Here is a 26,290-nt window from a genome sequence, read left to right as displayed (position 1 = left end):
CGGTCTTTGCCGCACTCCAGCGAGCCCGGAAGGCGAGGAAGACCACCAGCCACGCGCCCACGCCGACTCCTGGATGTGGTCTCTGACACCTGACTGGCTGGTGAGACTGGTGAGGTTGTAATGCAATCGCCGCCGTTTTCGAGCACACGGCTTTCCAAATGGCCATAAACTCCGCGCCGTGAGCCTGCCTGTACGTGAACGTTCCCCCCGGCCCGGCGGCGGTCGCCACCGCCGGCCCGTTCCCACGTCCCTGCCGCCGGACGCCCCCGTCCTCGTGCTCGTCAATCCCGGCGACGGCGGTGACCTGGCCGCCGAGATCGCCGCGCTGGTCCGGGTCGACAACCCGCACATCGAGGTGCGGCTGGCCACGCTGCACGACCTGGCAGACCAGCTCCCCCAGGATCGCGGCGCGATCGTGGTGCCGCTGACGCTCTGGTCCGATCCCCGCGTCGCCGAGGAGATCGCCAAGATCGTCGCCGCGACGGGCGCCGAGGCCACCGTCACCGACGCCCTCGGCCCCCACCCGCTGCTGGCCGAGGCGCTGCACATCAAGCTCGCGGAGAAGGAGCTCGCCAGGGCCGACCGCATGCGCCTGCTCAGCGTCTCCAGCCCCGTCGACGCCGTCATCCTCGGCACGGTGGGCGGGGAGCAGGCCGTACACGCCGCGCAGGCCACGGCCGTCCTGCTGGCCTCCCGCCTGACGCTGCCCGTTGTGGCCGCCTCGCTCGACAGCGACCCCGGCGTGGCCGTCGCCGCCGAGCGCCTGCGCGCCGCCGGCGCCGCCCGCCTGGCCATCTCCCCCTGCCTGATCGGCCACGAGAGCGGCGCCGCCACCCTGGAGTCGGCCGCGGCGAGCGTCGGCGCGGGCTACGCCGAGCCTCTCGGCGCCCACGGCGCGGTGGCCGAACTTGTCGCGCGCGCTTACGGAAGTCAACTAGCGACTTGACAACACTTGTGAAGATCGTCCTATAGGCGTTACCGTCTGCGCATGCGCAGCGTCCACGTCACCGGCAAGCGGCTGGGGCTGCGCGAGGTCTCGGCCGCGGACGTCGACGCACTGCATGCCGTCTACGGCGACCCCGCCGCGACCCAGCACCTGCCGTTCGACCCGCGGACCCGCGCGGAGGTCGTCGAGATCGTCAACGAGGCGATCGCGGGGGCTCTGGCCAGCCCCCGCCGCCTGTACGTGCTGGCCGTCACCGAGGTCGAGGGCCACGACGTGATCGGCGTGGCCCGCCTGCACATCGAGGCCGACCATCCGCACAGCGCCGAGATCGGCCTCGGCCTCAGACCCGACCTGTGGGGGCGCGGCATCGGCACCGAGCTGTTCAGGCTGGTGCTGAACTTCGGCTTCAAGGACCTGGGCCTGCACCGGCTCTGGGGCGCCCGCTCCCCCGCCAACACCGCGGCCCAACTGGCCATGCTGGTGGCGGGGATGGTCGAGGAGGGCCGCATCCGCCACCACGTGTCCACACCGGACGGCTGGCGCGACTCGATCGTCCACTCCGCCCTCTCCGACGAATGGCCCGCCGACCGCGCCCTGTGACCGGGCGCTCCTTTCATCTGCCGGTACGGCAAGCCGCTCCGCCCTTGCATCGCCCCCGACGGCTCTTGTCGCCCGCCCCCGCACACGTCTGAACCCCCGCTCGATGCGGCGTGACCTCCTTCGCGGCTGCCGACATCGACCCGCGGGGACGCGTCCGCGCGCCCGCGCAAGGCACTTTCACGCAAGAGTCAGGTCGTCGTTTTCCCTTACGGGACAGGCTTTCCGACATATCGCTCATATCATCCGCTATTGACATGAAAGGGACATGCAAGTCATTGCGGCTAGAAATGCGGCATAGCTCAACGGAGCTCCCACACCAACCACATAGCTCTTCGGAGCACATTCCAAGGAGACCCCTTTCATGCTCGACTTCAAGAAGATCCTCGCCGGCGCCACCATCGCGGCCTCCGCCCTCGTCGTCCCGATGACGCTGACGGCCCAGCCCGCCAGCGCCGCCACCGAAGTCGGAACCTCCGTCGGCGTACAGGCCGCCGTCCAGGGCGACCACGGACCTCGCAAGGTCAAGAAGGTCAAGGTCAACAACCAGGGCGGCAACATCGGCAACGGCAACGGCGGCAACGCCAACGGCGCCAACGGCAATGCTCCCGGCGGCAACGGCGGCAACGGCAACAGCGGCAACATCAACATCGGCAACGACCACTGACAGACCGCACTCGACTTCCGCAGCCCACCACCACACAACCGGTAAGACCACATCAAGGAGACCTTTCATGCTCGACCTCAAGAAGATCCTCGCCGGCGCCACCATCGCCGCCTCCGCCCTCGTCGTCCCGATGACGCTGACGGCCCAGCCCGCCAGCGCTGCCACCGAAGTAGCAACCTCCGTCGGCGTCCAGACCGCCATCCAGGGCCACGACGACGACGGGCCCCGCAAGAGGGTCAAGGTCAACAACCAGGGCGGCAACATCGGCAACGGCAACGGCGGCAACGCCAACGACTCCACCGGCGACTTCCCTGGCGGCAACGGCGGCGACAACAACTCCGGCGACGTCAACATCGGCAACGACGACTGACGTTCACCCGATGGTCGATCGCGCGGTCGTTTGTCACCGGCGATGAACGGCCACGAGTATGGGCGGCCGACGCGAACAGCGTCGGCCGCCCTCCCGTGCGCCAGGACAGGCGACCATGGCCGACTGACGGGCAATCTACGTGGCGGCGGCGCACATCCTCGTCGGCAGGTGTTGCGGCCAGCATGAGATTTCCCCGGGTGAGCCGGGCGGTATCGCACACCCCGCACCGCAGGACGGCCGCCCGCTGTCGGGCGGGAATCACTCCGGTCGGCGTCTTTCCCGGCCAGGCACGACCCCGCAACGGACCCTGTCCAGGGCTGCGGCGCGCCAGAAGGACTCGATGTTCTCCCGACAGATGCGGGATTCCGGCATAGCACTCATATCATCTGCTATCCGCATGAAAGGGACGTGAAAGTCGCCTTAGGTACAAATATCCATATCGCTCCCAAGAGCACCCACCTAAGGAGAAACTCTCATGCTGGACTTCAAGAAGACCTTCGCAGCCGCCACGATCGCTGCCTCCGCCCTTGTCGTCCCCGTGACGATGTCGGCGCAGCCCACGACCGCCGCAACCACCAGCGTTGCCGAAGTCAGCACCCAGGCCACCATGACCGGCGGTTGCAAGCCTCGCATCGTCCTCAAGAAGGTCAAGAAGGTCAAGAAGATCAACATCGACAACCGCGGCGGCAACATCGGCAACGGCAACGGCGGCAACGCCAACGGCGCGGGTGGCGGTGCTGCAGGCGGCAACGGCGGCAACAACAACAAGGGCAACGTCAACGTCGGCAACGACTGACATCCACCACGATGATCGATCGTGCAGCCGTTGATCACAGACAGTTAGCAGCCGCGGACGACAAGGGCGGCCGACGCGAAAAGCGTCGGCCGCCCTTTTGCGTTGCTTCAGGAACAGGCTCCCGGGCGGTCCTCCACGACACGGAGCCATCGGGCCGAGAATTGTCGGCGGCGCCGTCTACGATGAGCGACCTCACGGAGGGATGTTCACAGATGCTCGACTCGCTGATCGTGCCGCTACTGGTCACCACCGATCTGCCGCCCGAGGCGGATCTGGCCGAGTTCGGTGGCCTGCTCACCGGCGCCGCGCGGACCCTCGATCGCGAAGGGGCGAGTTATCCGGCGTTCCTGGCGGGCAAGGTGTTCTGGCTCGACCAGCCAGGCTCGGCCGAGTCGCAGGGCGACCTCAGGTTCGCCGCGCTGCTGGGCTTCCTGGCCGCCTCCGGCTCCGACCACGAGGCCAGAACCGTGGTGGCCGACGCGCGCAAGGCCATCAGCGCCGCCGTCGACGCCCGTTACGGCGACGTGGGGGCGGCGACTCCGGCGGTCATGGCGATCAGGGCGACCGACGTGCGGGAGCGCACTCCTTCCCCCGCGCTGTTCGTCGAGACGGCCGACGCCCTGCCCGACCTGGTCGCCGTCACCAGGCCCTACACCTGACACACCTGACCAGACCTCGTCGCCGCCGCCCGTCAGGGTGACGATCGACCCACCCCGGGAGACCATGGCCTTGTTCACCTTCGTCATCCCCGCCCACAACGAAGAGTCCACCGTGGCCACCATCGTCGGGCAGGCCCGCGCCGCCGCCCAGCGGGGCGACCACGTCCTGGTCGTCGACAGCGCCGCCACCGACGCCACCGCCGACCGGGCAGCCGCGGCGGGAGCGGAGGTCCTGCGCGGCCCCAAGGGCAAGGGCGCCGCGATGAACGCCGCGCTCGACCAGGTCCGCACGGAATGGGTGTGTTTCCTCGACGCCGACCTGGTCTCGTCGGAGGTCAACGTCGCCGCCCAACTGCGTGCCGCGGCGGCCTCCTGCCCTGCGGGCCACGTGCTCGGCGACTACGAGTACGACCACCCCGGCACGATCCTCAGCTCCACCTTCACCGTCTACGAGCCGCTGACTGACAGGTTCTTTCCCGAGACGGGGTTCATGGGCGCCAACGCGCTGACCGGCTACCGGGCGGTTCACCGCTCGCTCCTCACCGAACCGCTTCCCGCCGACTTCGGGGTGGAATCCTTCCTCAACATCACGCTCGCGGTCGCGGGGGCGCGGGCGCAGGTCAGCCATCTGGGGGTGATCGGGAGCCGGTTCCGTCCCACCGGCGGGACGATGGCCCGCGAGATCGGCACGGCCGTTCTCGACCTGGCCGTCGCCCACGGCCGCCTCGACGTGGCGGAGCGTGACGCGTGGGAGGCGTGGCTGGAGGACGGCGTCGCGGCCATCGCCCCGCAGTCGGCCAACGGCGGCCGGAGTGCCACGTTGTCCCGCCTGTTCACCGCCGTCCGCAGACCGATGCCGTCCCACCGCGCATAGGCAGACCGCCCGCCGACTAGCCACACCCCCCTGCCCAGACCCGCCACCCGCCCCGAGCGAGCACGCCACCCACGGCCGGTGCTCCCTCCTCGTTCCCGCCAGGGCGCGCCATGGCAGGCGAGCATGGCGCGCCGCTTGCCCAGGTGGGCTGATTCTCCGGCAGCCACAGCATCGAAACGATGCGGCTGCCGGGCCGCCAGGGCTCCTTGGCTGCGGACACCACGAGGCGCGAAAGACCGCAGACGGGAATCATCACGCGGATACCTTCCCACGCGATCGGAGCGACATCACCAAGGCCGTCACCAGGTACGGCACGCCGAACAGCACGAACAGCGCGCTGTGGGAGAGGACGAGCGACGCCGCGCCGTACAGGAGAAGTGCCACGATGACGCAGACGTCGGTCAGCAGGCCCGCCAGCGAGGTGACGGTGGCGCGGCTCGGCCCGGTGATGCGCCGCTGGAGCCTGGCGTCGGCCAGCACCTCGCCGAGCTGGAACATCGCGAAGGCCACCGCGATGCCCACGAACCCCGCGGGGTGCCCGGTGGCCGCGCCGAGGCCGAGCGCGAGGCCGCCGGCGGCGAGGACGGCGGCCAGGCCGCGCGTGCGCAGCCGCGCGGCCCGCTTGGCGAGCAGGCCGCCCGTGGTGGCGCCCACCCATACCACCAACATCAGCAGCGGTACGGCAGGCGCGGCCGCGCCACTTTCCTGGGCGAGCAGCGGCAGATACTCCTCCAGTTCGCCCCAGACGGCGCTCACCGCGGGCACCAGCAGCAGCGCGTGCCGTACCCGGGGCGAGCGGCGCGCCTCGGCCAGTCCTTCCTTGAGCGTGTCGAGGTAGCCGGCCGGGTCGTCGTCCTCGGGCTCGGCGCGGTGTTCGGGCATCGTGAGGGCGATGGCGGCGCACACCAGGCAGGCCAGCACGCTGGCGACGCCCACCGCCACGTAGCCGCCGACGGCGACGACGGGACCGGCGACGGCCATGGCGAGCGCGGTGGCGACCAGGCCGACGGAGCGGGCGCGCCCCATGACCTCCGCGTACCGCTCGCCGCGGCCGGTGTGGGAGAGGTTGTCGTGGACGAGCGCCTCGAACGCGCCGGACTCCAGCGCCTCGCGCGCGCCCCACAGCACGAAGCCGGCGGCGAAGGCCCAGTAGGAGGGCACGGCCGTCCACAGCGCGAAGCCCGCGGCGCCCAGCAGCGGGCCCGCGACCAGCAGCGCCTTGCGGGAGAGCGTGTCGGCCAGCGCGCCTGAGGGCACCTCGAGCAGCAGCGCGGCGACCACCCAGATGATGAACAGCGAGGTGATCTCGGGAACGGTCAGCCCGGTGTCGGAGAACAGCAGCGTGTAGACCGGGTAGAGCAGGACGAAGTCGCCGAGGAAGGAATAGGCGTACAGCTTGGGCAGCATGAGGTCTTCCCTGTCGGGGGCGGTGCGGACGTCGGGCGTGCTGCCATGCCCGGGGGTCCGCGCTCGCGCGCCCCGCGACCTCTGGTGCTGGATCAATGTCGCCAGATCATGCCCGAATTCTAACCACGGCCAGGGCGAAGCGCGCGCAATCCCGGGTAGGAGGGCCCCATGCTCTTCGGTAAGGAACATGTCCAGCGGTATCAGGCGACCGACGGCGCCGAGGGTCACGACTGGAACGGCACGACGACGCTGCTCCTGACGACGACCGGCCGCAGGTCGGGCCAGCAGTACACCACTCCGCTGATCTACCAGCGGCACGGCGACGACTACCTGGTCGTCGCCTCCAAGGGGGGCGACCCGCGCCATCCCGAGTGGTATCTCAACCTGCAGGCGGAGCCGACGGTGGAGGTGCAGGTCAAGGACCGCAAGTTCCGCGCCCACGCCCGTACGGCCGAGCCCGGCGAGAAGCCCGAGCTGTGGGAGCTGATGACCAGGGTCTGGCCCGACTACGACGAGTACCAGACCAAGACCGACCGCGAGATCCCCGTGGTGGTGCTGGAGGCGCTCAGCTGACGGGCTCTCTCAGCATCGCCCACACGGTCGGCCCGTCCTCCGGCAGGAGGATCTCGCCGGTGACCTGGAAGCCGTGTTTCTCGTAGAAGGGCAGGTTGCTCTCCTTGCTGCTCTCCAGGTAGGCCGCGACGCCGTCGGCGTCGCACCGCTCGAGCCTGGTGCGCAGCAGCGCGCCGCCCGCGCCCCGCCCCTGGGCCGCGGGGTCGGTGCCGATCTCCGCGAGGTACCAGTGGGGCCGCGAGGGGCGCGCCTTGTGGAAGGTCGACTCCAGCAGCTGGCCGTAGGAGACGCGCCGCCCCATGGCCGCGACGAACCCGGGCAGCGAGCGCATCATGTCGAGCGCCGACTGCTTGTGGCCGGGTGGGTCCCACAGCGCGGCGCCGACGAGCTCCTCGCCGTCGAAGGCGAGGTCGCCGAGCGCGTGCACGTAGCGGGCCAGGGTGGCGAACATGCGGTCCATGCCCTCGCCCGAGGGCAGCAGCCAGCGGACGACGGGATCGTCGTGGAAGGCGAGGGCGAGCACGGCGCCGATCCTGACGGCGTCGGCCTTCCTGTCGGCGGGACGAATGATCACGCTAGAACGTTACCAGCGGTTCTCCGACGAAGTCGGCGATGAAGTTGACGAAGAAGAAGCCGAAGAACAGGAAATGCGGCAGGTCGCTCAGGTCAGCCAGGCGTAGGCGGCGAAGCGGCCCGTCACGCGCTCGCGGCGGTAGGAGAACAGCTCGGCCGACTCGATCGTGCAGCGCTCGTCGTGCCGTACGTCGGGGATGCCCGCGGCCTCCAGCTGCGTGGTCACGCCCGCGCGGACGTCGAGCGCCGGCGTGCCGAGGCGGGTGGTGGAGCGCATGGCGGGCGGCGCGGCCTCGCGCAGCTCGGCGGAGACCTCGTAGCACCGGCCGCAGGCGGAAGGACCGACCAGCGCGACCATCCTGCCGGGCTGGGCCCCATGGCCGGTCATCGCCTCCACCAGCGCGGGGACCACGCCCTTGAACGTGCCTTCGCGCCCGGAGTGGGCCACGCCGACCAGCCCCGCGCCGGGGTCGGCGACGACCACCGGCACGCAGTCGGCGACCAGCACTGCGAGGCCGACGCCCGGCCGGTCGGTGAAGATCGCGTCGAGCGCGGGCGGCTGGTCACCGAACGGCTCGCTCACGTAGGCGACGTCCGCGCTGTGGACCTGGCGCATGAACACCACCCTGTCAGGGTCGAGCCCCAGCTCCTTGGCGGTGTCGCGGCGGTTGGCGAACACGCTGTCGCGCTCGTCGCCGACCGCGCCGCCGAGGTTCCTGCCGTCGTACGGCGGAGCGCTGCCGCCCCCGCTCCTGTCGGTGATGACGGCGTGCACACCCTCGGCCAGCAGCACGGGCTTCCCTTCGATCGTCGGCTCCAGCAGCGTACGGCAGCCGCGTCAGCTCTTCAGCGTGCGGTAGAGCTCCATGGTCCGCTCGGCGATGCGCTCCCACGAGAAGTGCTCGATCGCCCGCTGCCTGCCCGCCTCGCCGAACGCGCTGGCCCTGCCGGGGTCGCCCAGCAGCGCGTTGACCCGCTCGGCCAGGTCGGCGGCGAACTTCTCCGGGTCGTGCGGCGTGCCGTCGGCCCCCTGCTCGATCGGCACCAGCAGCCCCGTCGAGCCGTCGGCCACCACCTCGGGGATCCCGCCCGTCGCCGTGGCGACGACGGCCGTCTGGCAGGCCATCGCCTCCAGGTTCACGATGCCCATCGGCTCGTAGACCGACGGGCACACGAACACGGTCGCGTGCGTGAGCAACTGGATGACCTCGGGCTTGGGCAGCATCTCGGAGATCCAGAACACCCCGTCGCGGTCGAGCCCCTCGACCAGGCCACGCACCTCGGCGGCGATCTCCGGCGTGTCGGGCGCGCCGGCGCACAGCACGAGCTGCGCGCCGGGATCGAGGTCGCGGGCCGCGCGCAGCAGGTGGACGAGCCCCTTCTGCCTGGTGATCCGGCCGACGAAGACGATGTACGGCCTGCCGGGGTCGATGCCGTGCTTCTTCAGCACCTCGAGGCCGTGGTCGGGCGCGTACTCGACGGTGTCGATCCCGTTGTGGATCACGCTCACCCTGTCGGGGGCGATCTCCGGGTAGGCGGTCAGCACGTCGCGCCGCATGCCCTCCGACACCGCGACGATCGCGTCGGCGGAGGCGAGGGCGGTGCGCTCGGCCCAGGAGGACAGCGTGTAGCCGCCGCCCAGTTGCTCGGCCTTCCACGGCCTGAGCGGCTCGAGGCTGTGGGTAGTGACGACGTGGGGCGTGCCGTACAGCATCTTGGCCACGTGACCGGCGAAGTTGGCGTACCAGGTGTGGCTGTGGACCAGGTCGGCGCCCTCGCACGCGGCGGCCATCTCCAGGTCGACGCCGAGCACCTGCAGGGCGGCGTTGGCCGTCTCCAGGCCGCCGGGCACCCGGTGGGCCGAGACGCCTGGCTCGTCCCTCGGCGCGCCGAAGCAGCGCACCCGCACGTCGGCCAGGCGTCTGAGCTCCCTGGCGAGGTACTCCACATGCACACCGGCGCCGCCGTACACCTCTGGCGGGTATTCACGACTCAGCAGATCCACGCGCACACCGCCGACCCTAACGCACGCCCGCGCTGCTGGAAGCCTCCGCAAACACGCGAGTAAAAGCGTTGATTAGATGGGTTTGGTGTACTTCTCCCGGATGATATGGGCAGGATGCTGTCGAGGAGCGCTTCTCGTCCTGCCGCGATCCCACCGAAGTCGTGCCGCGATCCCATCGAATTCGCACGTCACTCATGCCGGCGTATCGCCGAAGAAATGTCCCGCAACCATGGATGCCGCGAGCGTGGAACGCGTGCCCGCGGTACTGGAAGGAGGGCGGGAGAATGCGCGGAAAGCACTGTGCGACGCTTCTCGGAATTACTCTGGCCGCCGCGTTGACAGGCGTGCCCGCCGTGAGCGCGGCGAGCACGGCCGGGGCCCCGACGAGCATCCAGACCGTCACGCAGGACCCGGCGCCGCAGACCGATCGGCAGAAGCGGCTCTACAACAAGGGGTACGAGAAGGGAATCTTCAACGGACGGCTGGCCTGCGAGCGCGGCACGTCCTACAGCATCGATCCCACCGGCGTGAAGTGGTACGACCAGGGCTACCGGCACGGCTACTCCAGGGGCTTCACCACCTGCGAGCGTCCCGTGACGCCCAAGCCGTCATAGCGACAACGGCGCCATCGCCTGCGCAGCCGCACGACTCGCCGCCCGGAAGGTGGGCACGGGATCTGCGTTTTCGGCCGGTTTCGGGGTAGCGTCACGCCATGACGTCGCCCAAGGTGCTCGCAGTCGTGCTGGCAGGTGGAGAAGGCAAGAGGTTGATGCCGCTGACGGCGGACCGCGCCAAACCAGCGGTGCCGTTCGGCGGGATGTACCGCCTGATCGACTTCGTGTTGTCGAACCTCGCCAACGGCAACTACCTGCAGATCGTGGTGCTGACGCAGTACAAGAACCACAGCCTCGACCGCCATGTCTCACGGACCTGGCGGTTGACGGCCATGCTGGGCAACTACGTGACGCCGGTCCCCGCGCAGCAGCGGCTGGGTCCGCGCTGGTTCTCCGGCTCGGCCGACGCGCTGTTCCAGAACCTCAACCTGATCTACGACGAGATGCCCGAGCACGTGATCGTGTTCGGCGCCGACCACATCTACCGGATGGACCCGCGGCAGATGGTGGCCCAGCACGTCGACTCGGGCGCGGACGTGACGGTCGCGGCGATCAGGCAGCCGCTGTCGCTGGCCGACCAGTTCGGCGTCATCGAGACCGACCCCTCGGGGCGCAGGATCGTCGCGTTCAGGGAGAAGCCGAAGGACGCGGTGGGCCTGCCCGACTCCCCCGACGAGGTCTACGCCTCGATGGGCAACTACGTCTTCAGCACGCAGGCGATGATCGACGCGCTGCGCGAGGACGCGCTCGACCCGACCAGCAAGCACGACCTCGGCGGCAACATCATCCCGATGATGGTCAAGTCGGGCGGCGCCGAGGTCTACGACTTCGCCAACAACCTCGTTCCCGGCTCGACCGAGCGTGACCGGGGCTACTGGCGCGACGTCGGGACGCTCGACGCCTACTACGAGGCGCACATGGACCTGATCTCCGCGCACCCGGTCTTCAACCTGTACAACGACCGGTGGCCGATCTACACCGGGCACGATCCGCTGCCGCCCGCCAAGTTCGTGCACAACGAGGGCGACAGGGTGGGCCGCGCCCTCGACTCGCTCGTCTCGCCCGGGGTGATCATCTCCGGCGGTACGGCTCTGCGCTCGATCCTGTCGCCCCGCGTGGTCCTGCACTCCCACTCCCTCGTGGAGGACTCGGTGCTGATGGACAACGTCAAGATCGGCAGGGGCGCCGTCGTCCGCAAGGCGATCATCGACAAGAACGTCGTCATCCCCGACGGCGCCAGGATCGGCTTCGACCTCGACTACGACCGCACCCGCTTCGCCGTCACCAGGGGCGGCGTCGTGGTGATCGGCAAGAACGAGATCGTGGATCGCTAGCCGTATCCGGGTCACGGGTGACGGCCGTCGGACATGATGGCCGATGTGACCAGTGAGGCTCCCGACCCGGACGACCGGGTGAAAGTCGCCGGCAAGACCGGTGCAAGCGGCCAGGCGGACGATGAGAGCATGCCTACCGCAGGGGCCGCACCCACCCTGGCCGATCGCCTGCGCGCCGACCTGCGCAATCCGCTGTTCCTCCAGGCCTACGCGCTCATGATCAACACAGGGATCACCGCCGTGCTCGGGCTCGGCTACTGGTTCCTGGCCACCAAGCTCTACCCGCCCGACGCCTTCGGCGAGGGGCAGACCATGATCAGCGCCATGCGGCTGTTCTCCTCGCTGACCGGCCTGGCGTTCGTGGGCGCGATGGCGAGGTTCATCCCCGTCGGGGGCCGGCGCACCTCGGAGTTCGTCCAGCGCGGCTACGCCGTGGCGGGGGCGACCGGCGTGGTCGCGGCCCTCGGCTTCCTCCTGACGCTGCCGCTGTGGGGCCCCGCCTACGCGGGCCTCGGCGGGTTCGGTCCCGGGCTGTTCTTCCTGGCCTCGGTGCTGGTCTGGACGATCTTCACGCTGCAGGACGTGACGCTGGCCGGGCTGCGCAAGGCGATCTGGGTGCCCGCCAACAGCCTGGCCTTCGGCCTGGTGAAGATGGCGCTGCTGGCGGGCCTGGCGTTCGCGCTGCCCTCCGGCGGTCTGTTCGGCGGCATCTTCCTGTCGTGGATCATCCCGACCGCGATGGCGCTGATCCCGATCAACTGGTTCATCTTCAGGTTCGCCATCCCCCGCCACGTCAGGCAGAACGAGGGCGACCCGCCCAGGCTCCGCGAGATCGGCAGGTTCCTCGCGGGCGACTTCCCCGGCGCGCTGTCGCTGTTGCTGACGCTCTACCTGGTCCCTGTCCTGGTGGCCGCCTGGCTCAACGATCCCACGCTCTTCGGCTACTTCTCCGTCACCCACACGCTCGGCTGCATGATCGGGCTGCTGGCCGCCAACATGGCGGTCTCGCTCACCGTCGAGGGCGCGTTCAACGCCGCCGAGCTGGCCCGCAGCGTCCGCAACGCGCTGCGCAGGGCCGTACTGATCATCGTGCCGATCGTCGCGATCGCCGCGCTGGCCGCGCCGCTCATCCTGTCGGTCTTCAGCACCGAGATGGCCGAGGCCGCCTCGCCCCTGCTGCGGCTGATGGCGCTGTCGGTGCTGCCCGGCATGCTCATCGAGATCCACCTCAGCACGCTCAGGGCGACGAGCCAGGCCAGGCGGCTGGCGATCGTGCAGATCGGGCTCGCCGTGCTGACCCTGGGCCTCATCGCCGTCCTCTTCCCGGTGGCGGGGATCACCGGAGTGGGCTATGCGGTGCTGGCCGCCAATGCGATCATTGCGCTGTCCGCCCTACCACATCTGCGCAGGATCGCTACCGTCTCCTAGCGAGGAGTGGGTATGTTCCAGCCCGACTTGAAACGTTCCAGCATTTGTGTCATCAGGCCCGGCGAACTCGGCGACATCGAATTGCGCGCGTGGCGTGACATGCAGGCGGCGCAACCGCAGCTGGCCAACCCCTTTCTGAGCCCCGAGTTCACCATCGCGATGGGCGAGGTGAGCAGGGCCGCGCGCGTCGGGGTCATCCGCGACGAGGAGGGCATCGCCGGATTCCTGCCGTTCGAGGTCGGCGCGGGCGGCGCGGGGTCCGCAATCGGCTCGTGGGTGTCGCTGTGCCAGGGGGTGATCCACCGGCCCGGCGCTCGCTTCAACGCCGACTGGCTGCTGAAGGGCGTGGGGCTGCACGTCTGGGAGTTCGGCTGCCTGGTCGAGGGCCAGCCGTGGTTCGCGCCGTACACCACTCTCTCGCAGCAGAGCGTGGTGCTCGACCTGTCGTCCGGCTACGCCGCGTATGCGGCGGCGCTGGCCGAGCGCTCGTCGAAGTTCTACAAGAGCACGCTGTACAAGGAGCGCAAGCTCGGCAGAGACGTCGGCGAGATCACCTTCGACTTCGCCTCGACCAGTACCGACGACTTCCGTCTGCTGCGCGCGTGGAAGTCGGCGCAGTACCGGCGGATGGGCCGCGCCGACAGGTTCGGCCGGCCCTGGGTGGTGGAGCTGGCCGAACGGCTGCACGCCGTCGACACGCCCGCCTTCGCGGGGCCGCTGTCGATGATGTACGCCGGCGGCCGCCCGGTCGCCGGGCACTTCGGGCTGCGCTCCGACTCGGTGCTGGTCGGCTGGTTTCCCGCCTACGACCCGGAGTTCGCCAAGTACTCCCCCGGCCTCATCCAGCACCTGCACATGGCCGAGGACGCCGCGCGGATCGGCCTGCGCACCCTCGACCTGGGCATCGGCACCGGCTCGGAGTACAAGGAGGCGCTGCGCAGCACCGGCGCGCCGGTCAGCGAGGGCGTCGTGCGCCGCCGTACGGTGGGCGCCGCTCTGCACCGGGTGCGCCACGAGCCGGTCCGCCGCGCGCGCCGGCTCGTCCTGGAGACCCCAGCCCTCTATGGCGCCGTCGACAGGATGCTGCGCGCCTACGGCAGGCGCCGATGATGCGCGATCGGGTGGGACAGGACTGCCTCCACGTGCCCTCGGGCCGGTTCGGCCTCTACCTGGCGCTGCGCCACTGGTTCAAGCCGGGCGACAGGGTGCTGCTCGCGCCGACCAACTGCGAGATCGTGCTGTTCATGGTGCTGGCGGCCGGGCTGACCCCCGTCCTGGCCCCGGTCTCGTGGCGTGACGGCAACATCGACGTGCCCGCCGTCGACTGGGCGGGCGTGTCCGGCGTGCTCACCACCCACCTGTACGGCCAGCCGGACCGGATCGCCGAGCTGCGGCAGACCTGCTCGCGCCACGGGGTGACGATCATCGACGACGCCGCCCACGCCATGCTGACCACGATCGGCGGGCGGCCGGCGGGCACGTTCGGGGCGGCGGGCGTCTACAGCCTGGCCAAGCACGGCCGGGCGATGTCCGGCGCCTTCCTCACCTGCGCCGATCCGGCCGACCTGCGGGCGCTGGCCGAGGCCAGGGACGAGTTGCTCGTCCCCGGGCGTCAGCTCGCGGCCGTCGTGCGGCCGGTCATCAGGGAGACGATCTACCGCACCGGCCTGGTACGCCCGATCTGGCACGCGCTCAAGCGGCTGGGCCTGGTGAAGTGGACGGGGCACCGCCTGCCGTCCCGCGAGGACGAGCTGAGGGCGGCGCTGGCCGCTGGTGACGCGCGGGCCCGGGCCGGCGAGCTGCTGTCGGCTCTCGACTACTGGCTCTCGATCGACCAGGCCGACTGGCGGATGCGCCATGGCTCGCTCGTGCGGCGCTACCAGGATTCCCGCTTTCGCGTGATCGACCGGGAGAAGGAGCCGCGCCTGGCCGGGGTCCGGCTGCTGCGCGACACCCCGTGGGCCGCCGAGGGGGTGCGCCACGCCGAGCCCCAGCCGCTGCTGCGGGTCCCGCTCGTGGTCGAGGACAGGGACGCGGTCGTCACCCGGCTCGAACAACGGGGAATCGTCCCGGGATTCGTCTACGACCCGCCGCTGAACGACTATCTCCGTCTGGTCCCGGCCGGGCCGAACCCCGAGGCCGCGCGCTGGTGGACGAGCCATGTCCTGCCCGTCGACCCGCTGCGCGCGCGCCCGATCGCCGGGCTGCTCGCCGAGCTCGGGGTCCGGCCCGCCGTACCACCCGCTTTATGAACCCAGACCGCTTCGTGAACCCAGACCGCTTCGTGACCCCGGGCGTGGCTGGCGTGGGTCCATGCCCGGGGCGAGTAGGTGTTCACATCCATCCGGGGGGCGCCATTCCCGCCGGTCAGACCTGAGAAAGAAAAAGCCTGACGGCTTGGACCGTTTTCCTTCTCGCGAACACCACAAAGGTAAAAGGCAATTGGCGGAAGCGCCACAGATTAAAATCTCCCCCGTGCGCAGATTATCTCCGGCCGAACGCCGTCTCTGGCGGGCCTTTTCCAGTGGTGCGTGGGTCGATCTGCGCGAGGGCGACAAGGAGCTCGACGATCCCGCGCAGGCCCATCGCTGGGGGCGTGAGCGCGAGGTGCGGGCCGAGGTGATCGCCGCGCTGCTGCTCGGCGCGGTCGAGCGCACCCCCGGGCAGGTGCCGGGCGTACGGCTGGCGGGCGCCCGCGTGGTCGGTGCCCTCGACCTGTCGGGCGCCTCGATCGACGCCACGCTCTACCTGCTCAACTGCCATCTGGCCGAGCCGGTCGACCTGTCCGACGCCACCGCCAAGGGTGTCCGGCTGCGCGGTTGCGAGCTGGCCAGGTTCAAGGGCTCGCGGATGAAGGTGGACGGCCTGTTCGAGCTGGACGGCTCGGCCGTCCACGCGGGCGTGCGCCTGGACAACGCGCGCGTCGAGGGCCAGTGCCGCCTGTCCAGGACGACGCTGACGGCGCCGCCGCCGCGCACGACCACGTCCGAGTCGGCCCACGGCGACGTGCGCGAGCCGGAGGACAACGCGGGCGACACCATGCACGAGTGGGCGTTGTGGGCGGGCGGCCTGTCGGTGGGCGGCGGCGCGTTCCTGCGCGGCCTGCGCGCCCACGGCGGGCTGCGGCTGATCGGCGGCGACTTCCCCGGCGGCCTCTACCTCGAACGGGCGCACGTCGGCGCGATCAACGCCGACTTCATGACGGCGGGCACCGCCGAGCTCAGCGCCGGGTTCAGGGCCGACGGCACGATCAGGATGCGCGGCGCGCGCGTCGACGGGGTCCTGTCCTTCGACCGCGCCGAGCTGCGCGCGGCCGGCAGGGTGCTGCACCTCAGCCACATGCAGGCCGATGAGGTGATCATGCGGCCCGACGTGATCGAGGGCGGCGTCAACTTCGGCTACTCGCGGTTCGGGGTGCTGCTCGACTCCCCCGAAGCCTATCCGGACGCCGTGCAGCTCAACGGGCTGACCTACGAGTCGCTGCGCGGCTCGTGGACGCTCACCGAACGGCTCGGCTGGCTGTGCCACGACCCCGACGGCTACCGGCCGCAGCCGTACGAGCAGCTGGCCTCGTGGTACCGGCGCATCGGGCACGAGCCCGACGCGCGGCGGGTGCTGCTGGCCAAGCAGCGTGAGCGGCGCGGCACCCTGCGCGCCCCCGGCAGGATGTGGGGGCGGCTGCTCGACCTGATGGTCGGCTACGGCTACCGCTCGTGGCTGGCGGGTCTGTGGGCGGTGATCCTGCTCGGCGCGGGGACGGTCATCTTCGGCCAGGTCCCGCCCGTCCAGGTGGACCCCGACGAGGTGCGCACGTTCAACGCGTTCGTCTACTCCCTCGACCTGCTGGTGCCGGTGAGCGTGTTCGAGGTGCGCGGCGCGTACGAGCCCGCCGGGTGGACGGCGTGGGTGGCCTGGACGCTGGTGGTCTCAGGATGGGTTCTGGCCACCGCGCTGATCGCGGGGGCTACGCGGGTCCTTCGGCCAGCCCCCGGGGCCTGAGTCGGCGAACGCGCCGTAGGAGGAGCTCTCCACCCTGAAGCGGGGCAGCGCCTGCGGGTGGTGGGCCTTCAGGTAGGCCACGAGGTGCTCGCGGGCGTCGGCCTTCAGGTCCCAGACCGAGGCCGAGTCGGCCGCGCTCATCAGCGCGCGCAGCTCCACCAGCCCGTTGGGCAGGATGTCGGTGACCTGGAGCGTCCAGTCCTTCTGGTCCCACAGCGGGTGGTCCTTGATGAAGCGGTGCAGTTCCTCGCGCAGCTCGGGCACGGGCACCGACCAGTCGACGCGGAAGTAGACGTGGCCGATGACCCTGCTGCCGTGTCTGGTCCAGTTCTCGAACGGGTTCTGGGTGAAGAAGGAGACGGGGAAGACCAGGCGCCGCTCGTCCCACGAGCGGACCACGACGTAGGTGAGCGTGAGCTCCTCGATCCTGCCCCACTCGCCGTTGACCACGACCACGTCGTCGAGCCGCAGCGCGTCGCTGAAGACGAGCTGCAGCCCGGCGAGCATGTTGCCGATCGTGGACTGGGCCGCGATGCCGACGATCGCGCCCGCGATGCCGGCCGAGGCGAGCAGACCGGCGCCGAGCGCGCGCACCTCAGGGAAGGTGAACAGCGCGGCGCCGAACGAGATCACGATGATCACCGCGGCGGCGGCCCTGCGGACCAGCGTGATCTGTGTTCTGGTCCGCCGGGCTCTGCGGTTGTTGTCGTCGATCTGTTCGAGCCGGTCGAGGACGAGGTCGGTGACCGCGTAGGCGGCCTGGATGATCAGCCAGGTGACCACGGCGATGGTGACCACGCCCATGAGGCGCTCGATGACGGGGCCGGCCGAGGTGCTGACCATGCCGGGGACGAAGGCGGCGTTGAAGGCCACCACCGCCGCCACCGCGAACCCCGGCCACGTGCACCGGCGCACCAGGTGCCCGAGGAAATCCCAGGTACGGCCGGCCTTGAGCAGCAGCCTGCGAACCAGCTCGACGCCGATGACCGCTCCGATGACCGAACCAATCAGGATGAGCCAGTTCACCGGCGACACAATCATGCCCCCTAATGTCTCAGAATGTCTCGTCGAAGGTCACATTGCCCTCGACCGCCACCTGGTAAGCGGAAACCCTGCGCTCGAAGAAGTTCGCCAGCTCCTGCACGTCCTGCAGCTCCATGAACGCGAAGGGGTTGGCGGTGCCGTACCTGATCGGCATCCCGAGGCGGCGCAGCCGCTGGTCGGCGACGTACTCAAGGTACTCGCGCATTTGCTCGACGGTCATTCCCGACATGCCGTCGCCGCACAGGTCCGAGGCGAAGGCCAGCTCGGCCGCGACCGCCTCTTCCAGCATCCTGGTGACCTGCTTGCCGAGCTCGTCGTCGAACAGGTCGGGCTCTTCCGCGCGGACGGTGTCGACGACGCTGAAGGCGAACTCCATGTGCATCGACTCGTCGCGGAAGACCCAGTTGGTGCCGGTGGCCAGGCCGCTGAGCAGGCCGCGGGAGCGGAACCAGTAGACGTAGGCGAAGGCGCCGTAGAAGAACAGTCCTTCGATGCAGGCGGCGAAGCAGATGAGGTTGAGCAGGAAGGTCCTGCGGTCCTCCCGCGTCTCCAGCCGCTGCAGGTCCGACAGCGAGTCGATCCAGCGGAAGCAGAACTCGGCCTTGTCGCGGATGGAGGGGATGTTGTCGACGGCGGCGAAGGCCTTGACGCGCTCGTCGGGGTCGGGCAGGTAGGTGTCGAGCAGCGTCAGGTAGAACTGCACGTGCACCGCCTCCTCGAACAGCTGCCTGGACAGGTACAGGCGGGCTTCCGGGGCGTTGACGTGCTGGTAGAGGTTGAGGACGAGGTTGTTGGCGACGATGGAGTCGCCGGTGGCGAAGAAGGCGACCAGGCGGTTGATGAGGTGGCGCTCCTGGGGCGACATCCTGGCCAGGTCGGCCAGGTCGCTGTGCAGGTCCACCTCCTCGACCGTCCAGGTGTTGCGGATGGCGGCCCGGTAGCGCTCGTAGAAGTCGGGGTAGCGCATCGGGCGCAGCGTCAGGTCCATACCGGGGTCGAGCAGCATGCGGTTCTCCTCGGGGAAGGGATGTCGGGGGGCCTACTGGCAGGCTTCGCAGATCTCGGGGTTCTCCAGCGAGCAGGCGACGGCCTCGCTCACGGTGAACGCCTGCTCGGGAGCCGCTTGCACGGTCGTCTGCGCGATCCTGGTCGCGGGGCGCGAGCGCAGGTAGTAGGTGGTCTTCAGCCCCTGCTTCCACGCGTAGGCGTACATCGACGACAGCTTGCCGATCGTCGGCGTGGCCATGAAGAGGTTCAGCGACTGCGACTGGTCGATGTACGGCGTCCGCGCCGCCGCCAGGTCGATGAGCGCCTTCTGCGGCAGCTCCCACGCCGTCCGGTACAGGGTCTTGAGCTCGGCGGGGATCGCGGCGATGTCCTGGATCGAGCCGTCGGCGCGCTTGACCGCGTCGCGCATCTCCTGCGTCCACAGCCCCAGGCGCTGAAGGTCGGCGACCAGGTAGCGGTTGACCTGCAGGAACTCGCCCGACAGGGTCTCGCGCTTGAAGACGTTCGACACCTGCGGCTCGATGCACTCGTAGCAGCCGGCGATGGAGGCGATCGTGGCCGTCGGCGCGATGGCGATCATGAGGGAGTTGCGCAGCCCGGTCCTGTCGATCTTGGCACGCAGCGCCGTCCACTCGGGCGAGTCGCCCACTGCGAAGTGGTCGGGGTGCAGCACGCCCTGCGCCGCCCTGGTGTCGCCGTAGGAGGGGTGGCGCCCGCGCTCGACGGCCAGGTCGGCGGAGGTGTCGTAGGCGGCCAGCGCGATCTCCTCGGCGATGCGCGTCGACAGCCTCAGGGCCTCGGGGGAGTCGAACGGCAGGCGCAGCGAGAAGAACACATCGGCCAGGCCCATCACGCCGAGCCCGATCGGGCGCCAGCGCAGGTTGGCGGTCTCGGCCTCGGGCGTCGGATAGAAGCCCAGGTCGATCGTCTTGTCCAGGAAGCGCACCGCGGTCCTGACGGTGGCGCGCAGCCGTACCCAGTCGATGGTGGCGCCGGACAGGTGGGCGGCCAGGTTGATCGAGCCGAGGTTGCAGACGGCGGTCTCGCCGTCGCTGGTGACCTCGAGGATCTCGGTGCACAGGTTGGACAGGTGGATGACGTTCTCCGGGCGCGCGGTCTGGTTGGAGGCGCGGTTGGCGGCGTCCTTGAAGGTCATCCAGCCGTTGCCGGTCTGCGCGAGCGTGCGCATCATCCGGCCGTACAGGGTGCGCGCGGGGATCTGGCGGGTGTACAGGCCCGCCGCCTCGGCGGCCTTGTATGCCTCGTCGAAGGCCTCGCCGTACAGGTCGGTGAGGTGCGGCACCTGCTTCGGGTCGAACAGCGACCACGTCTGGTCCGCCTCGACGCGGCGCATGAACTCGTCGGGCACCCAGTTGGCGAGGTTGAGGTTGTGGGCGCGGCGCGCCTCCTCGCCGGTGTTGTCGCGCAGTTCGAGGAACTCCTCGATGTCGGCGTGCCAGGTCTCCAGGTAGACGCAGGCCGCACCCTTGCGGCGGCCGCCCTGGTTGACGGCGGCGACGCTGGCGTCGAGCGTGCGCAGCCAGGGGACGATGCCGTTCGAGTGGCCGTTGGTACCGCGGATCAGCGAGCCGCGCGAACGCACCCTGGTCCAGGCGATGCCGATGCCGCCGGCGTACTTCGACAGCCTGGCGACCTGGCCGTAGCGCTCGTAGATCCCCTCCAGCTCGTCACGCGGCGAGTCGAGCAGGAAGCAGGACGACAGCTGGGCGCGGCGCGAGCCGGAGTTGAACAAAGTGGGCGAGCTGGGCAGGTACGACAGCGTGGACATCAGCGCGTACAGCTCGGCGGCCTCGGCGACCGACGCCGACAGGCCGCACGCGACGCGCAGCATGAAGTGCTGCGGGCGTTCGAGCACGCCGCGGGTCTCCGGGTGGCGCAGCAGGTAGCGGTCGTAGACAGTACGCAGGCCGAAGTACTCGAACCTGTCGTCGGCGCCCTCGTCCACGAGCGCGTCGAGGGCGGCGGCGTTGGCGGCCACGAAGGCGGCCAGCCCGTCCTGCAGCAGACCCGCGGCGTGGGTGGCCGCGATCGACTCGGAGAAGGTCCGCACGCCGTGGGCGGCGGCCTCGTCGGCGATCTCCTCGGCCAGCAGCCTGGCGGCGACCCTGGAGTTCTCCGGATCGGTGATCACCCTGGCGGCGGCCTCCTCGATGGCCAGCCGGCGATCCACCTCTACGATCTGCGTCACGCTCTCTCCTCGCGAGCTTCGCCCCCGTGAGGGCAGGCGAGAGCACGCGGGCACGCCGCAGGGCCCCCTGGCCCTCCCTCGAGGCCTTGGACAGGTCATACCGCTGGCAGGTCTTCGGACTCGCGGGCGTACGTCAGCTTCCTACTGGCCGTCGCTTCCCAGGCCATGGGCCCAGTGCTTCGTGACGGCGGTCGTTCCCGCTCACCGCTGCGGGGCAGTGCCGGAATCTCACCGGCTTCCCTTTTGCTTCGCCCTGCTCGGGCGAACCAGCGACGACCAGGATCCTACATCTAGTGGCCGCGGACGCAACTACCCCAACAAGTTGTGTCGATCAGGCCGAGGTCCTTGAGCACTTCGCGGGTCCTCTCGACCTCGGAGCCGAACCACTGGCCGAAGTCGTCGCCACTGAGCGGGATCGGTTTCCAGCCCTTCGTACGGCAGGCCTCCCGCCACCGCTCGGACCCGACGACCTCGTCGAGGAGCTCGACCGCCTGGGCGCGTTCGCCCTCGCCCATCTCCTTGGGCCCGAGCACGCCGCACCAGTCGGCGAAGTCGACCCGCACGCCCGACTCCAGCAGGGTCGGCGCATCGACGCCCTCGACCCGTTCGGCCGAGGAGACGGCCAGCACCCTGACGCGCCCCTTGTCGAGGGGCTTGCGCCACTCGCCGAGCGGACCCGCGGCGATGGCGACCCGGCCGGCCAGCAGCGCCTCGGCCGCGTCGTTCGTGGTGGGGTAGCCGGCGTAGTCGAGCACTCTGGCGTCGGCACCGAGGCCGCGGGCGACCAGCCCGAACAGCAGGTGGTCGGTCTCCCCCTGCGGCCTGCCGCCCAGCACGGTGCCGCCGGGGTCGGCGACCAGCCGCCGGGCGAACTCGTCGAACTCGCGAAACAGGGAGGCGTCGGTGACCACCAGGGCCTCGACGTCGCCGACGAGCCTGGCCAGAGGCGTGCCGATCTCCTTCGACCTGCTGATCTCGGCGGCGGCGAGCGCGGGCAGGCCCGTCACGGTCAGCCTGGTGCCCCCTGCCGACATCCCGCCGCGCCTGAGCTGCCCTTCAAGGGCCCGCGCGACGGGGATCCAGGCCTCGCCGCCTGGCACGACGGAGAAGCTCGGAACCTGTCGCGTGGGCGTGCCGCAGCCGGACAGGCAGGCCAGCGCGCCCAGCGCGCCCAGCGCGCCCAGCGCGCCCGCCACGAACTCCCGACGGCGCATGCGCCCTCCCCGTCACCCCGGCCCCCTCCACCCAATGTTATGGGCTCGTCACGGAGAGTCGCTCATCGGGGTGGGCAGGTCGGCCGGGATGGCGAGCAGGCGGATGTGCAGCGGCCTGGCCTGCGGCGGGGCGTCGGCCGCGCGATGGCTGTATTTCTTCAGCAGCAGCATGTACTCCTCGAAGAAGGCCTCCAGCTCTGCCAGCGTCATCCGGCCCAGGCCGCGCGAGACCTTCACCCAGGCGGGATCGGCCTGGTAGGCGGCGGGCAGGAGCTCCATGAGGATCTGCTTGTCCTCCTCGAGCCCGATCCGGTGGAACTCGGCCAGCACCGGACGGTCCTGCGGAGCCAGCCGCTGCGGATGCGGCAGCCTGATGTCGCCCGTTTCGATCCTGCGCCACCACCGCTCGCGCCCGGCCGAGCGCTCGGGGATCTCCTCGATGAACCCGTACTTCTCCAGTTGGCGCAGGTGGTAGCTGGTCGTGCCGGTCTTGGCGTCGAGCAGCGAGCCGAGCGTCGTGGAGGTGGCGGGGCCGTGCAGGCCCAGGTGACGCAGCATCGCCCGGCGCATCGGATGGGCCAGGGCCTTCAGCTTGCCGGGGTCGTCGAGCACCCAGGGCTGGTCATCCTTCATGACGAGCACCCTAGTCCTCCAGAAGGATTTCTGCAGACATCTCTTTGCCGAGAACTCTCTGCAGAGTACTTTCGGCGGTATGAAGCGATTCCTGATCTCGACGATGGCCCTGCTGGCGGCGTTAGCCGTACCGGCCGCCGCCGCCCAAGCCGCGCCCACGCCCACGCCTGCCGTACCGGTGCCCGCCGATCTGGCGGCGACGGAGGTGAGCTTCGCGGGCGACGGAGGGCTCACCCTGCGCGGCACGGTCCTGTCCCCCAGAGACGGACACGGACAGGGCCCGCGGCCCGGCATCGTGCTCGTGCACGGGGCGGGCCAGGGCACTGCCAGGACCAAACTCATGACCGAGGCCGTGGAGTTCGCCAGGCGCGGCATGGCGGTGCTCGTCTACGACAAGCGGTCGGTGGGCTACTCGCTGTTCGAGCGCTCCTACGCGCAGCTGGCCACCGACGCGCTCGGTGCGGTGGCCGCGCTGCGCCGCCGGCCGGGCGTCAACCCGTCGGCCGTCGGGCTCTGGGGGCTGAGCGAGGGCGGATGGGTGGTGCCGATGGCCGCCGCCCGCTCCTCCGACGTCGCGTTCGCGGTGCTGGTCGGCGCCAACTCCCAGCAGCCGCTGCGCCAGCAGGCGTGGGCGGTCTCGGCGGGCCTGCGCAAGGCGGGCGTGTCAGGCTCGCTGCCCGACAGGGCGGTGCCGACGATGTACCGGGCGATCTCCGACGGCGGGCTGTTCCCCGAGCCGTGGCACGACCCGCTGCCGGTCCTGCGGAAGGTCAGGCAGCCGGTGCTGGCGATCTGGGGCACCCACGACCTGCTCACCCCGCCGAAGGAGAGTCCTCCCCTGATGGCCGGGGCCCTGGCCGAGGGCGGCAACGAGCACGTGACGATGCGGATGTTCGCCGGCGCGGACCACGCCGCCCACCGCAGCCCCGACGGCGGCGTCACCAGGCTGCCCGAGCTGACTCCCGGCTACCCCGAGCTGGTCGGCTCGTGGGTGTCCGACGTCGTGGCGGGGCGCGCGCCCCTGTCGAGCCCGCCGGAGGCGAGCACCCGGCCGCACCAGGAGTCGGCGACCATCGCGGTGCCGCCGCCGTCCTGGTGGGAGTCGGCGGCCGTGCAGTGCGCCGCCCTCCTGCTGTTCCTGCTCGCCTTCCTCGGCTACCCGCTGGCCGCGGGCGCGCGCCGGATCAGGGGCACGGCGGTGGCCTCGAGCGCCGGGCCCAGGGTGCTGGCGGCCGCGGGCCTGGCCGTGGTGGCCGGGGGGTTCTGCTACCTCATGTACGTGATCATGACCGGTGGCAAGCTGGCCGAGCCCGGACCGGTCCTGGCCGGACGGCCCGTGCTCTGGCTGCTGCTGCAGGCGCTGGCGATCGCCGCCGCCGTCGCCGTCGTGCCGACCGCGCGCGCCTGGCGCGCGGCCGGGCGCCGCTCCGAGCGGGTACGGCTCGGCCTGCTCGTCGCGGCGGGCGTGGTCATGATCCCCTGGGCCCTCTACTGGGGCCTCCTGCTGCCGTGAGGGCCGCTACTCGACGGTCACACTCTTGGCCAGGTTGCGCGGCTTGTCGACGTCGCGCTCCAGCGCGACCGCCGCGTGGTAGGCCAGCAGCTGCAACGGGATCGTGAGCAGGATCGGGTCGAGCTCGATCTCGTTCTTCGGGACCACGATCACGTCGTCGGCCAGCTTGGAGTCGGGCTCGCGGTGGCCGACCATGAGCACCCTGCCGCCGCGCGCCCTGATCTCGCCCAGCGTGGTGAGGTTCTTGTCGAGCAGCTCGTCGTCGGGCACGATCGCCACCGTCGGCAGGTCGGGGCCGATCAGCGCGAGCGGCCCGTGCTTGAGCTCGCTGGCCGGGTAGGCCTCGGCGTGGACGTAGGAGATCTCCTTGAGCTTCTGCGCGCCCTCGCGGGCCACCGGGTAGCCCCGCACCCGGCCGACGAACATCATGCTCGGGTGCTGGGCGTACTTCCTGGCCAGCTCGGCGATGCGGTCGCCCTGCTTGAGGATCTTCTCGATCTGCGTCGGCAGCTCGCGCAGCCCCTCGACGATGCGGCGGCCGTCGGCGGGCGACAGGTCGCGCACCCGGCCGAGGTGCAGGGCGAGCAGAGCGAAGGCGACCGCGGTCGAGGTGAACGCCTTGGTGGAGGCCACCGACACCTCGGGGCCCGCGTGCAGGTAGATGCCGCCGTCGACCTCCCTGGCGATCGCGCTGCCCACGGCGTTGACGATGCCGATGACGCGCCCGCCCTTGCGCTTGAGCTCCTGCACGGCCGCCAGCGTGTCGTAGGTCTCGCCCGACTGGCTGATCGCGACGTAGAGGGTGTCGGGGTCGACGACCGGGTTGCGGTAGCGGAACTCGCTGGCGGGCTCGGCGTCGGCGGGGATACGGGCCAGCTCCTCGATCAGCTGCGCGCCGATCTGGCCGGAGTAGTAGGCGCTGCCGCATCCGATGATCTTGATGCGGCGAAAGGAGCGGGTCTCGCGGGCGTCCATGTTGAGCCCGCCCAGGTGGGCGATGTGGAAGCGCTCGTCGAGGCGCCCGCGCAGGGTGCGGGCGATCGACTCGGGCTGCTCGGAGATCTCCTTGAGCAGGTAGTGCTCGTAGCCGCCGGTGTCGTAGTGGCCGGCGTCCCAGTCGACGGTCAGCGGCTCCTTGGCGGTCTCGCGCCCGCCGCTGGCGAAGGTGTGGAAGCCGTCGGCGGTCAGCACCGCCAGCTCGCCGTCCTCCAGGTGGACGACCTGGCGGGTGTAGCGGACCAGTGCCGCGACGTCGGAGGCGGCGAACATCTCCTTCTCGCCGAGCCCGAGCACGATCGGGCTGCCGTTGCGGGCGACCACGATCTCCTTGGGCCGCTCGGAGTCGACGACCGCGATGCCGTAGGTGCCGACGATGCTCTTGAGCGCCTTCCTGACCGCCTCCTCGAGGGTGTCGGTCTCGGTGACCGTACGGGCGATCAGGTGCGCGAGCACCTCGGTGTCGGTCTCGGAGACGAAGGTCACGCCCTCGGCGACGAGCCTGGCGCGCAGTTCGTCGGCGTTCTCGATGATGCCGTTGTGCACGACTGCGATGCGCTCGTCGGTCGACAGGTGCGGGTGGGCGTTCTCGTCGCTCGGCACGCCGTGGGTGGCCCAGCGGGTGTGCCCGATGCCGAGCGTCCCCTTGAACCTGGCTGGTACGGCTTTCGCCAGGTCTGCCACGCGGCCCTTGACCTTACGCAGCTTGAGGCCCTTGTTGGACACCACCACCCCGGCCGAGTCGTAGCCGCGATACTCCAGGCGCTGCAGCCCTTCCAGCAGGATGGGCGCGGCATCCTTGCTGCCGACATAGGCGACGATTCCGCACAT

The 26,290-nt window shown here is 70.4% G+C and carries 25 protein-coding genes and 1 riboswitch; of the genes, 15 read left to right on the top strand and 10 right to left on the bottom strand.

Features of this window, described 5'->3' with window-relative positions; genetic code table 11:
* The first annotated feature begins 178 nt into the window (after positions 1-178).
* The 7 genes from ACFXJ8_RS13715 to ACFXJ8_RS13685 all read left to right on the top strand — a co-directional run bounded on the left by ACFXJ8_RS13715 (position 179) and on the right by ACFXJ8_RS13685 (position 4,909).
* On the top strand, positions 179-946 hold the full coding sequence (locus ACFXJ8_RS13715; RefSeq protein ID WP_379644196.1) for a sirohydrochlorin chelatase: 768 nt from the start codon (positions 179-181) through the stop codon (positions 944-946).
* 42 nt (positions 947-988) lie between these two features.
* Positions 989-1,546, top strand: coding sequence for a GNAT family N-acetyltransferase (locus ACFXJ8_RS13710; protein ID WP_379644195.1), 558 nt, complete (start codon positions 989-991; stop codon positions 1,544-1,546).
* A 361-nt stretch (positions 1,547-1,907) separates the two neighbouring features.
* Positions 1,908-2,210, top strand: coding sequence for a hypothetical protein (locus ACFXJ8_RS13705; protein WP_379644194.1), 303 nt, complete (start codon positions 1,908-1,910; stop codon positions 2,208-2,210).
* 67 nt (positions 2,211-2,277) lie between these two features.
* Positions 2,278-2,580, top strand: a complete 303-nt coding sequence (locus ACFXJ8_RS13700; RefSeq protein WP_379644193.1) for a hypothetical protein — start codon at positions 2,278-2,280, stop codon at positions 2,578-2,580.
* A gap of 475 nt (positions 2,581-3,055) precedes the next feature.
* Positions 3,056-3,376, top strand: a complete 321-nt coding sequence (locus ACFXJ8_RS13695; RefSeq protein WP_379644192.1) for a hypothetical protein — start codon at positions 3,056-3,058, stop codon at positions 3,374-3,376.
* A 212-nt stretch (positions 3,377-3,588) separates the two neighbouring features.
* Positions 3,589-4,035 carry a hypothetical protein gene (locus ACFXJ8_RS13690; protein WP_379644191.1) on the top strand — a complete coding sequence of 149 codons (447 nt, stop codon included), beginning with the start codon at positions 3,589-3,591 and terminating at the stop codon, positions 4,033-4,035.
* Positions 4,036-4,099: 64 nt separating this feature from the next.
* Positions 4,100-4,909, top strand: a complete 810-nt coding sequence (locus tag ACFXJ8_RS13685; protein ID WP_379644190.1) for a glycosyltransferase family 2 protein — start codon at positions 4,100-4,102, stop codon at positions 4,907-4,909.
* A gap of 252 nt (positions 4,910-5,161) precedes the next feature.
* On the opposite strand, the gene ACFXJ8_RS13680 is transcribed toward ACFXJ8_RS13685, so the two are convergent.
* A complete protein-coding gene (locus ACFXJ8_RS13680; protein WP_379644189.1) occupies positions 5,162-6,316 on the bottom strand; it encodes an MFS transporter in 1,155 nt (384 codons plus the stop codon).
* Between the two features lie 168 nt (positions 6,317-6,484).
* On the opposite strand from ACFXJ8_RS13680, the gene ACFXJ8_RS13675 reads away from it, so the two are divergent.
* A complete protein-coding gene (locus tag ACFXJ8_RS13675; protein WP_379644188.1) occupies positions 6,485-6,889 on the top strand; it encodes a nitroreductase family deazaflavin-dependent oxidoreductase in 405 nt (134 codons plus the stop codon).
* Here ACFXJ8_RS13675 and ACFXJ8_RS13670 read toward each other — a convergent pair.
* The 3 genes from ACFXJ8_RS13670 to glgA all read right to left on the bottom strand — a co-directional run bounded on the left by ACFXJ8_RS13670 (position 6,882) and on the right by glgA (position 9,467).
* The gene (locus ACFXJ8_RS13670; protein ID WP_379644187.1) at positions 6,882-7,463 is read right to left on the bottom strand and encodes a GNAT family N-acetyltransferase; all 582 of its coding nucleotides are present in this window, start codon (positions 7,461-7,463) and stop codon (positions 6,882-6,884) included. The two genes, ACFXJ8_RS13675 and ACFXJ8_RS13670, sit on opposite strands and share 8 nt — an antisense overlap.
* Before the next feature lie 87 nt (positions 7,464-7,550).
* On the bottom strand, positions 7,551-8,255 hold the full coding sequence (pgeF, locus tag ACFXJ8_RS13665; RefSeq protein ID WP_379644186.1) for a peptidoglycan editing factor PgeF: 705 nt from the start codon (positions 8,253-8,255) through the stop codon (positions 7,551-7,553).
* Between the two features lie 45 nt (positions 8,256-8,300).
* On the bottom strand, positions 8,301-9,467 hold the full coding sequence (glgA, locus tag ACFXJ8_RS13660) for a glycogen synthase (protein WP_379644185.1): 1,167 nt from the start codon (positions 9,465-9,467) through the stop codon (positions 8,301-8,303).
* 284 nt (positions 9,468-9,751) lie between these two features.
* Here glgA and ACFXJ8_RS13655 point away from each other — a divergent pair, with 284 nt between their 5' ends.
* The 6 genes from ACFXJ8_RS13655 to ACFXJ8_RS13630 all read left to right on the top strand — a co-directional run bounded on the left by ACFXJ8_RS13655 (position 9,752) and on the right by ACFXJ8_RS13630 (position 16,842).
* Positions 9,752-10,081 (top strand): hypothetical protein, encoded by a 330-nt coding sequence (locus ACFXJ8_RS13655; protein ID WP_379644184.1) that lies wholly within the window; start codon positions 9,752-9,754, stop codon positions 10,079-10,081.
* A gap of 98 nt (positions 10,082-10,179) precedes the next feature.
* Positions 10,180-11,415 (top strand): glucose-1-phosphate adenylyltransferase, encoded by a 1,236-nt coding sequence (gene glgC / locus ACFXJ8_RS13650; protein ID WP_379644183.1) that lies wholly within the window; start codon positions 10,180-10,182, stop codon positions 11,413-11,415.
* A gap of 129 nt (positions 11,416-11,544) precedes the next feature.
* Positions 11,545-12,843, top strand: a complete 1,299-nt coding sequence (locus ACFXJ8_RS13645) for a lipopolysaccharide biosynthesis protein (RefSeq protein ID WP_379644182.1) — start codon at positions 11,545-11,547, stop codon at positions 12,841-12,843.
* A 12-nt stretch (positions 12,844-12,855) separates the two neighbouring features.
* Positions 12,856-13,953, top strand: coding sequence for a GNAT family N-acetyltransferase (locus tag ACFXJ8_RS13640; RefSeq protein ID WP_379644181.1), 1,098 nt, complete (start codon positions 12,856-12,858; stop codon positions 13,951-13,953).
* Positions 13,950-15,095 carry a DegT/DnrJ/EryC1/StrS family aminotransferase gene (locus ACFXJ8_RS13635; RefSeq protein ID WP_379644180.1) on the top strand — a complete coding sequence of 382 codons (1,146 nt, stop codon included), beginning with the start codon at positions 13,950-13,952 and terminating at the stop codon, positions 15,093-15,095. Before ACFXJ8_RS13640 ends, ACFXJ8_RS13635 begins: the two co-directional genes overlap by 4 nt.
* Before the next feature lie 223 nt (positions 15,096-15,318).
* Positions 15,319-16,842: a hypothetical protein gene (locus ACFXJ8_RS13630; protein WP_379644179.1), complete on the top strand. Its 1,524-nt coding sequence runs from the start codon at positions 15,319-15,321 to the stop codon at positions 16,840-16,842.
* On the opposite strand, the gene ACFXJ8_RS13625 is transcribed toward ACFXJ8_RS13630, so the two are convergent.
* The 5 genes from ACFXJ8_RS13625 to ACFXJ8_RS13605 all read right to left on the bottom strand — a co-directional run bounded on the left by ACFXJ8_RS13625 (position 16,771) and on the right by ACFXJ8_RS13605 (position 22,950).
* Positions 16,771-17,868, bottom strand: a complete 1,098-nt coding sequence (locus tag ACFXJ8_RS13625) for a mechanosensitive ion channel family protein (RefSeq protein WP_379644178.1) — start codon at positions 17,866-17,868, stop codon at positions 16,771-16,773. The two genes, ACFXJ8_RS13630 and ACFXJ8_RS13625, sit on opposite strands and share 72 nt — an antisense overlap.
* A gap of 28 nt (positions 17,869-17,896) precedes the next feature.
* Entirely contained in the window at positions 17,897-18,892 is a 996-nt protein-coding gene (locus ACFXJ8_RS13620) for a ribonucleotide-diphosphate reductase subunit beta (protein WP_379644177.1), read from the bottom strand.
* 33 nt (positions 18,893-18,925) lie between these two features.
* Entirely contained in the window at positions 18,926-21,103 is a 2,178-nt protein-coding gene (locus tag ACFXJ8_RS13615) for a ribonucleoside-diphosphate reductase subunit alpha (protein WP_379644176.1), read from the bottom strand.
* Between the two features lie 87 nt (positions 21,104-21,190).
* A riboswitch (cobalamin riboswitch) is annotated at positions 21,191-21,389 on the bottom strand.
* Between the two features lie 4 nt (positions 21,390-21,393).
* A complete protein-coding gene (locus tag ACFXJ8_RS13610; protein ID WP_379644175.1) occupies positions 21,394-22,317 on the bottom strand; it encodes a Bug family tripartite tricarboxylate transporter substrate binding protein in 924 nt (307 codons plus the stop codon).
* Positions 22,318-22,365: 48 nt separating this feature from the next.
* A complete protein-coding gene (locus ACFXJ8_RS13605) occupies positions 22,366-22,950 on the bottom strand; it encodes a helix-turn-helix domain-containing protein (protein WP_379644174.1) in 585 nt (194 codons plus the stop codon).
* 79 nt (positions 22,951-23,029) lie between these two features.
* Here ACFXJ8_RS13605 and ACFXJ8_RS13600 point away from each other — a divergent pair, with 79 nt between their 5' ends.
* The gene (locus ACFXJ8_RS13600) at positions 23,030-24,463 is read left to right on the top strand and encodes an alpha/beta hydrolase family protein (RefSeq protein WP_379644173.1); all 1,434 of its coding nucleotides are present in this window, start codon (positions 23,030-23,032) and stop codon (positions 24,461-24,463) included.
* Positions 24,464-24,469: 6 nt separating this feature from the next.
* On the opposite strand, the gene glmS is transcribed toward ACFXJ8_RS13600, so the two are convergent.
* The gene (glmS, locus tag ACFXJ8_RS13595; protein WP_379644172.1) at positions 24,470-26,290 is read right to left on the bottom strand and encodes a glutamine--fructose-6-phosphate transaminase (isomerizing); all 1,821 of its coding nucleotides are present in this window, start codon (positions 26,288-26,290) and stop codon (positions 24,470-24,472) included.

It is taken from the genome of Nonomuraea sp. NPDC059194, from assembly GCF_042754765.1.
Lineage (GTDB): Bacteria > Actinomycetota > Actinomycetes > Streptosporangiales > Streptosporangiaceae > Nonomuraea.
The sequence above is the reverse complement of the archived record's forward strand: the minus strand, read 5'-3'. Positions and strand labels throughout refer to the sequence as shown.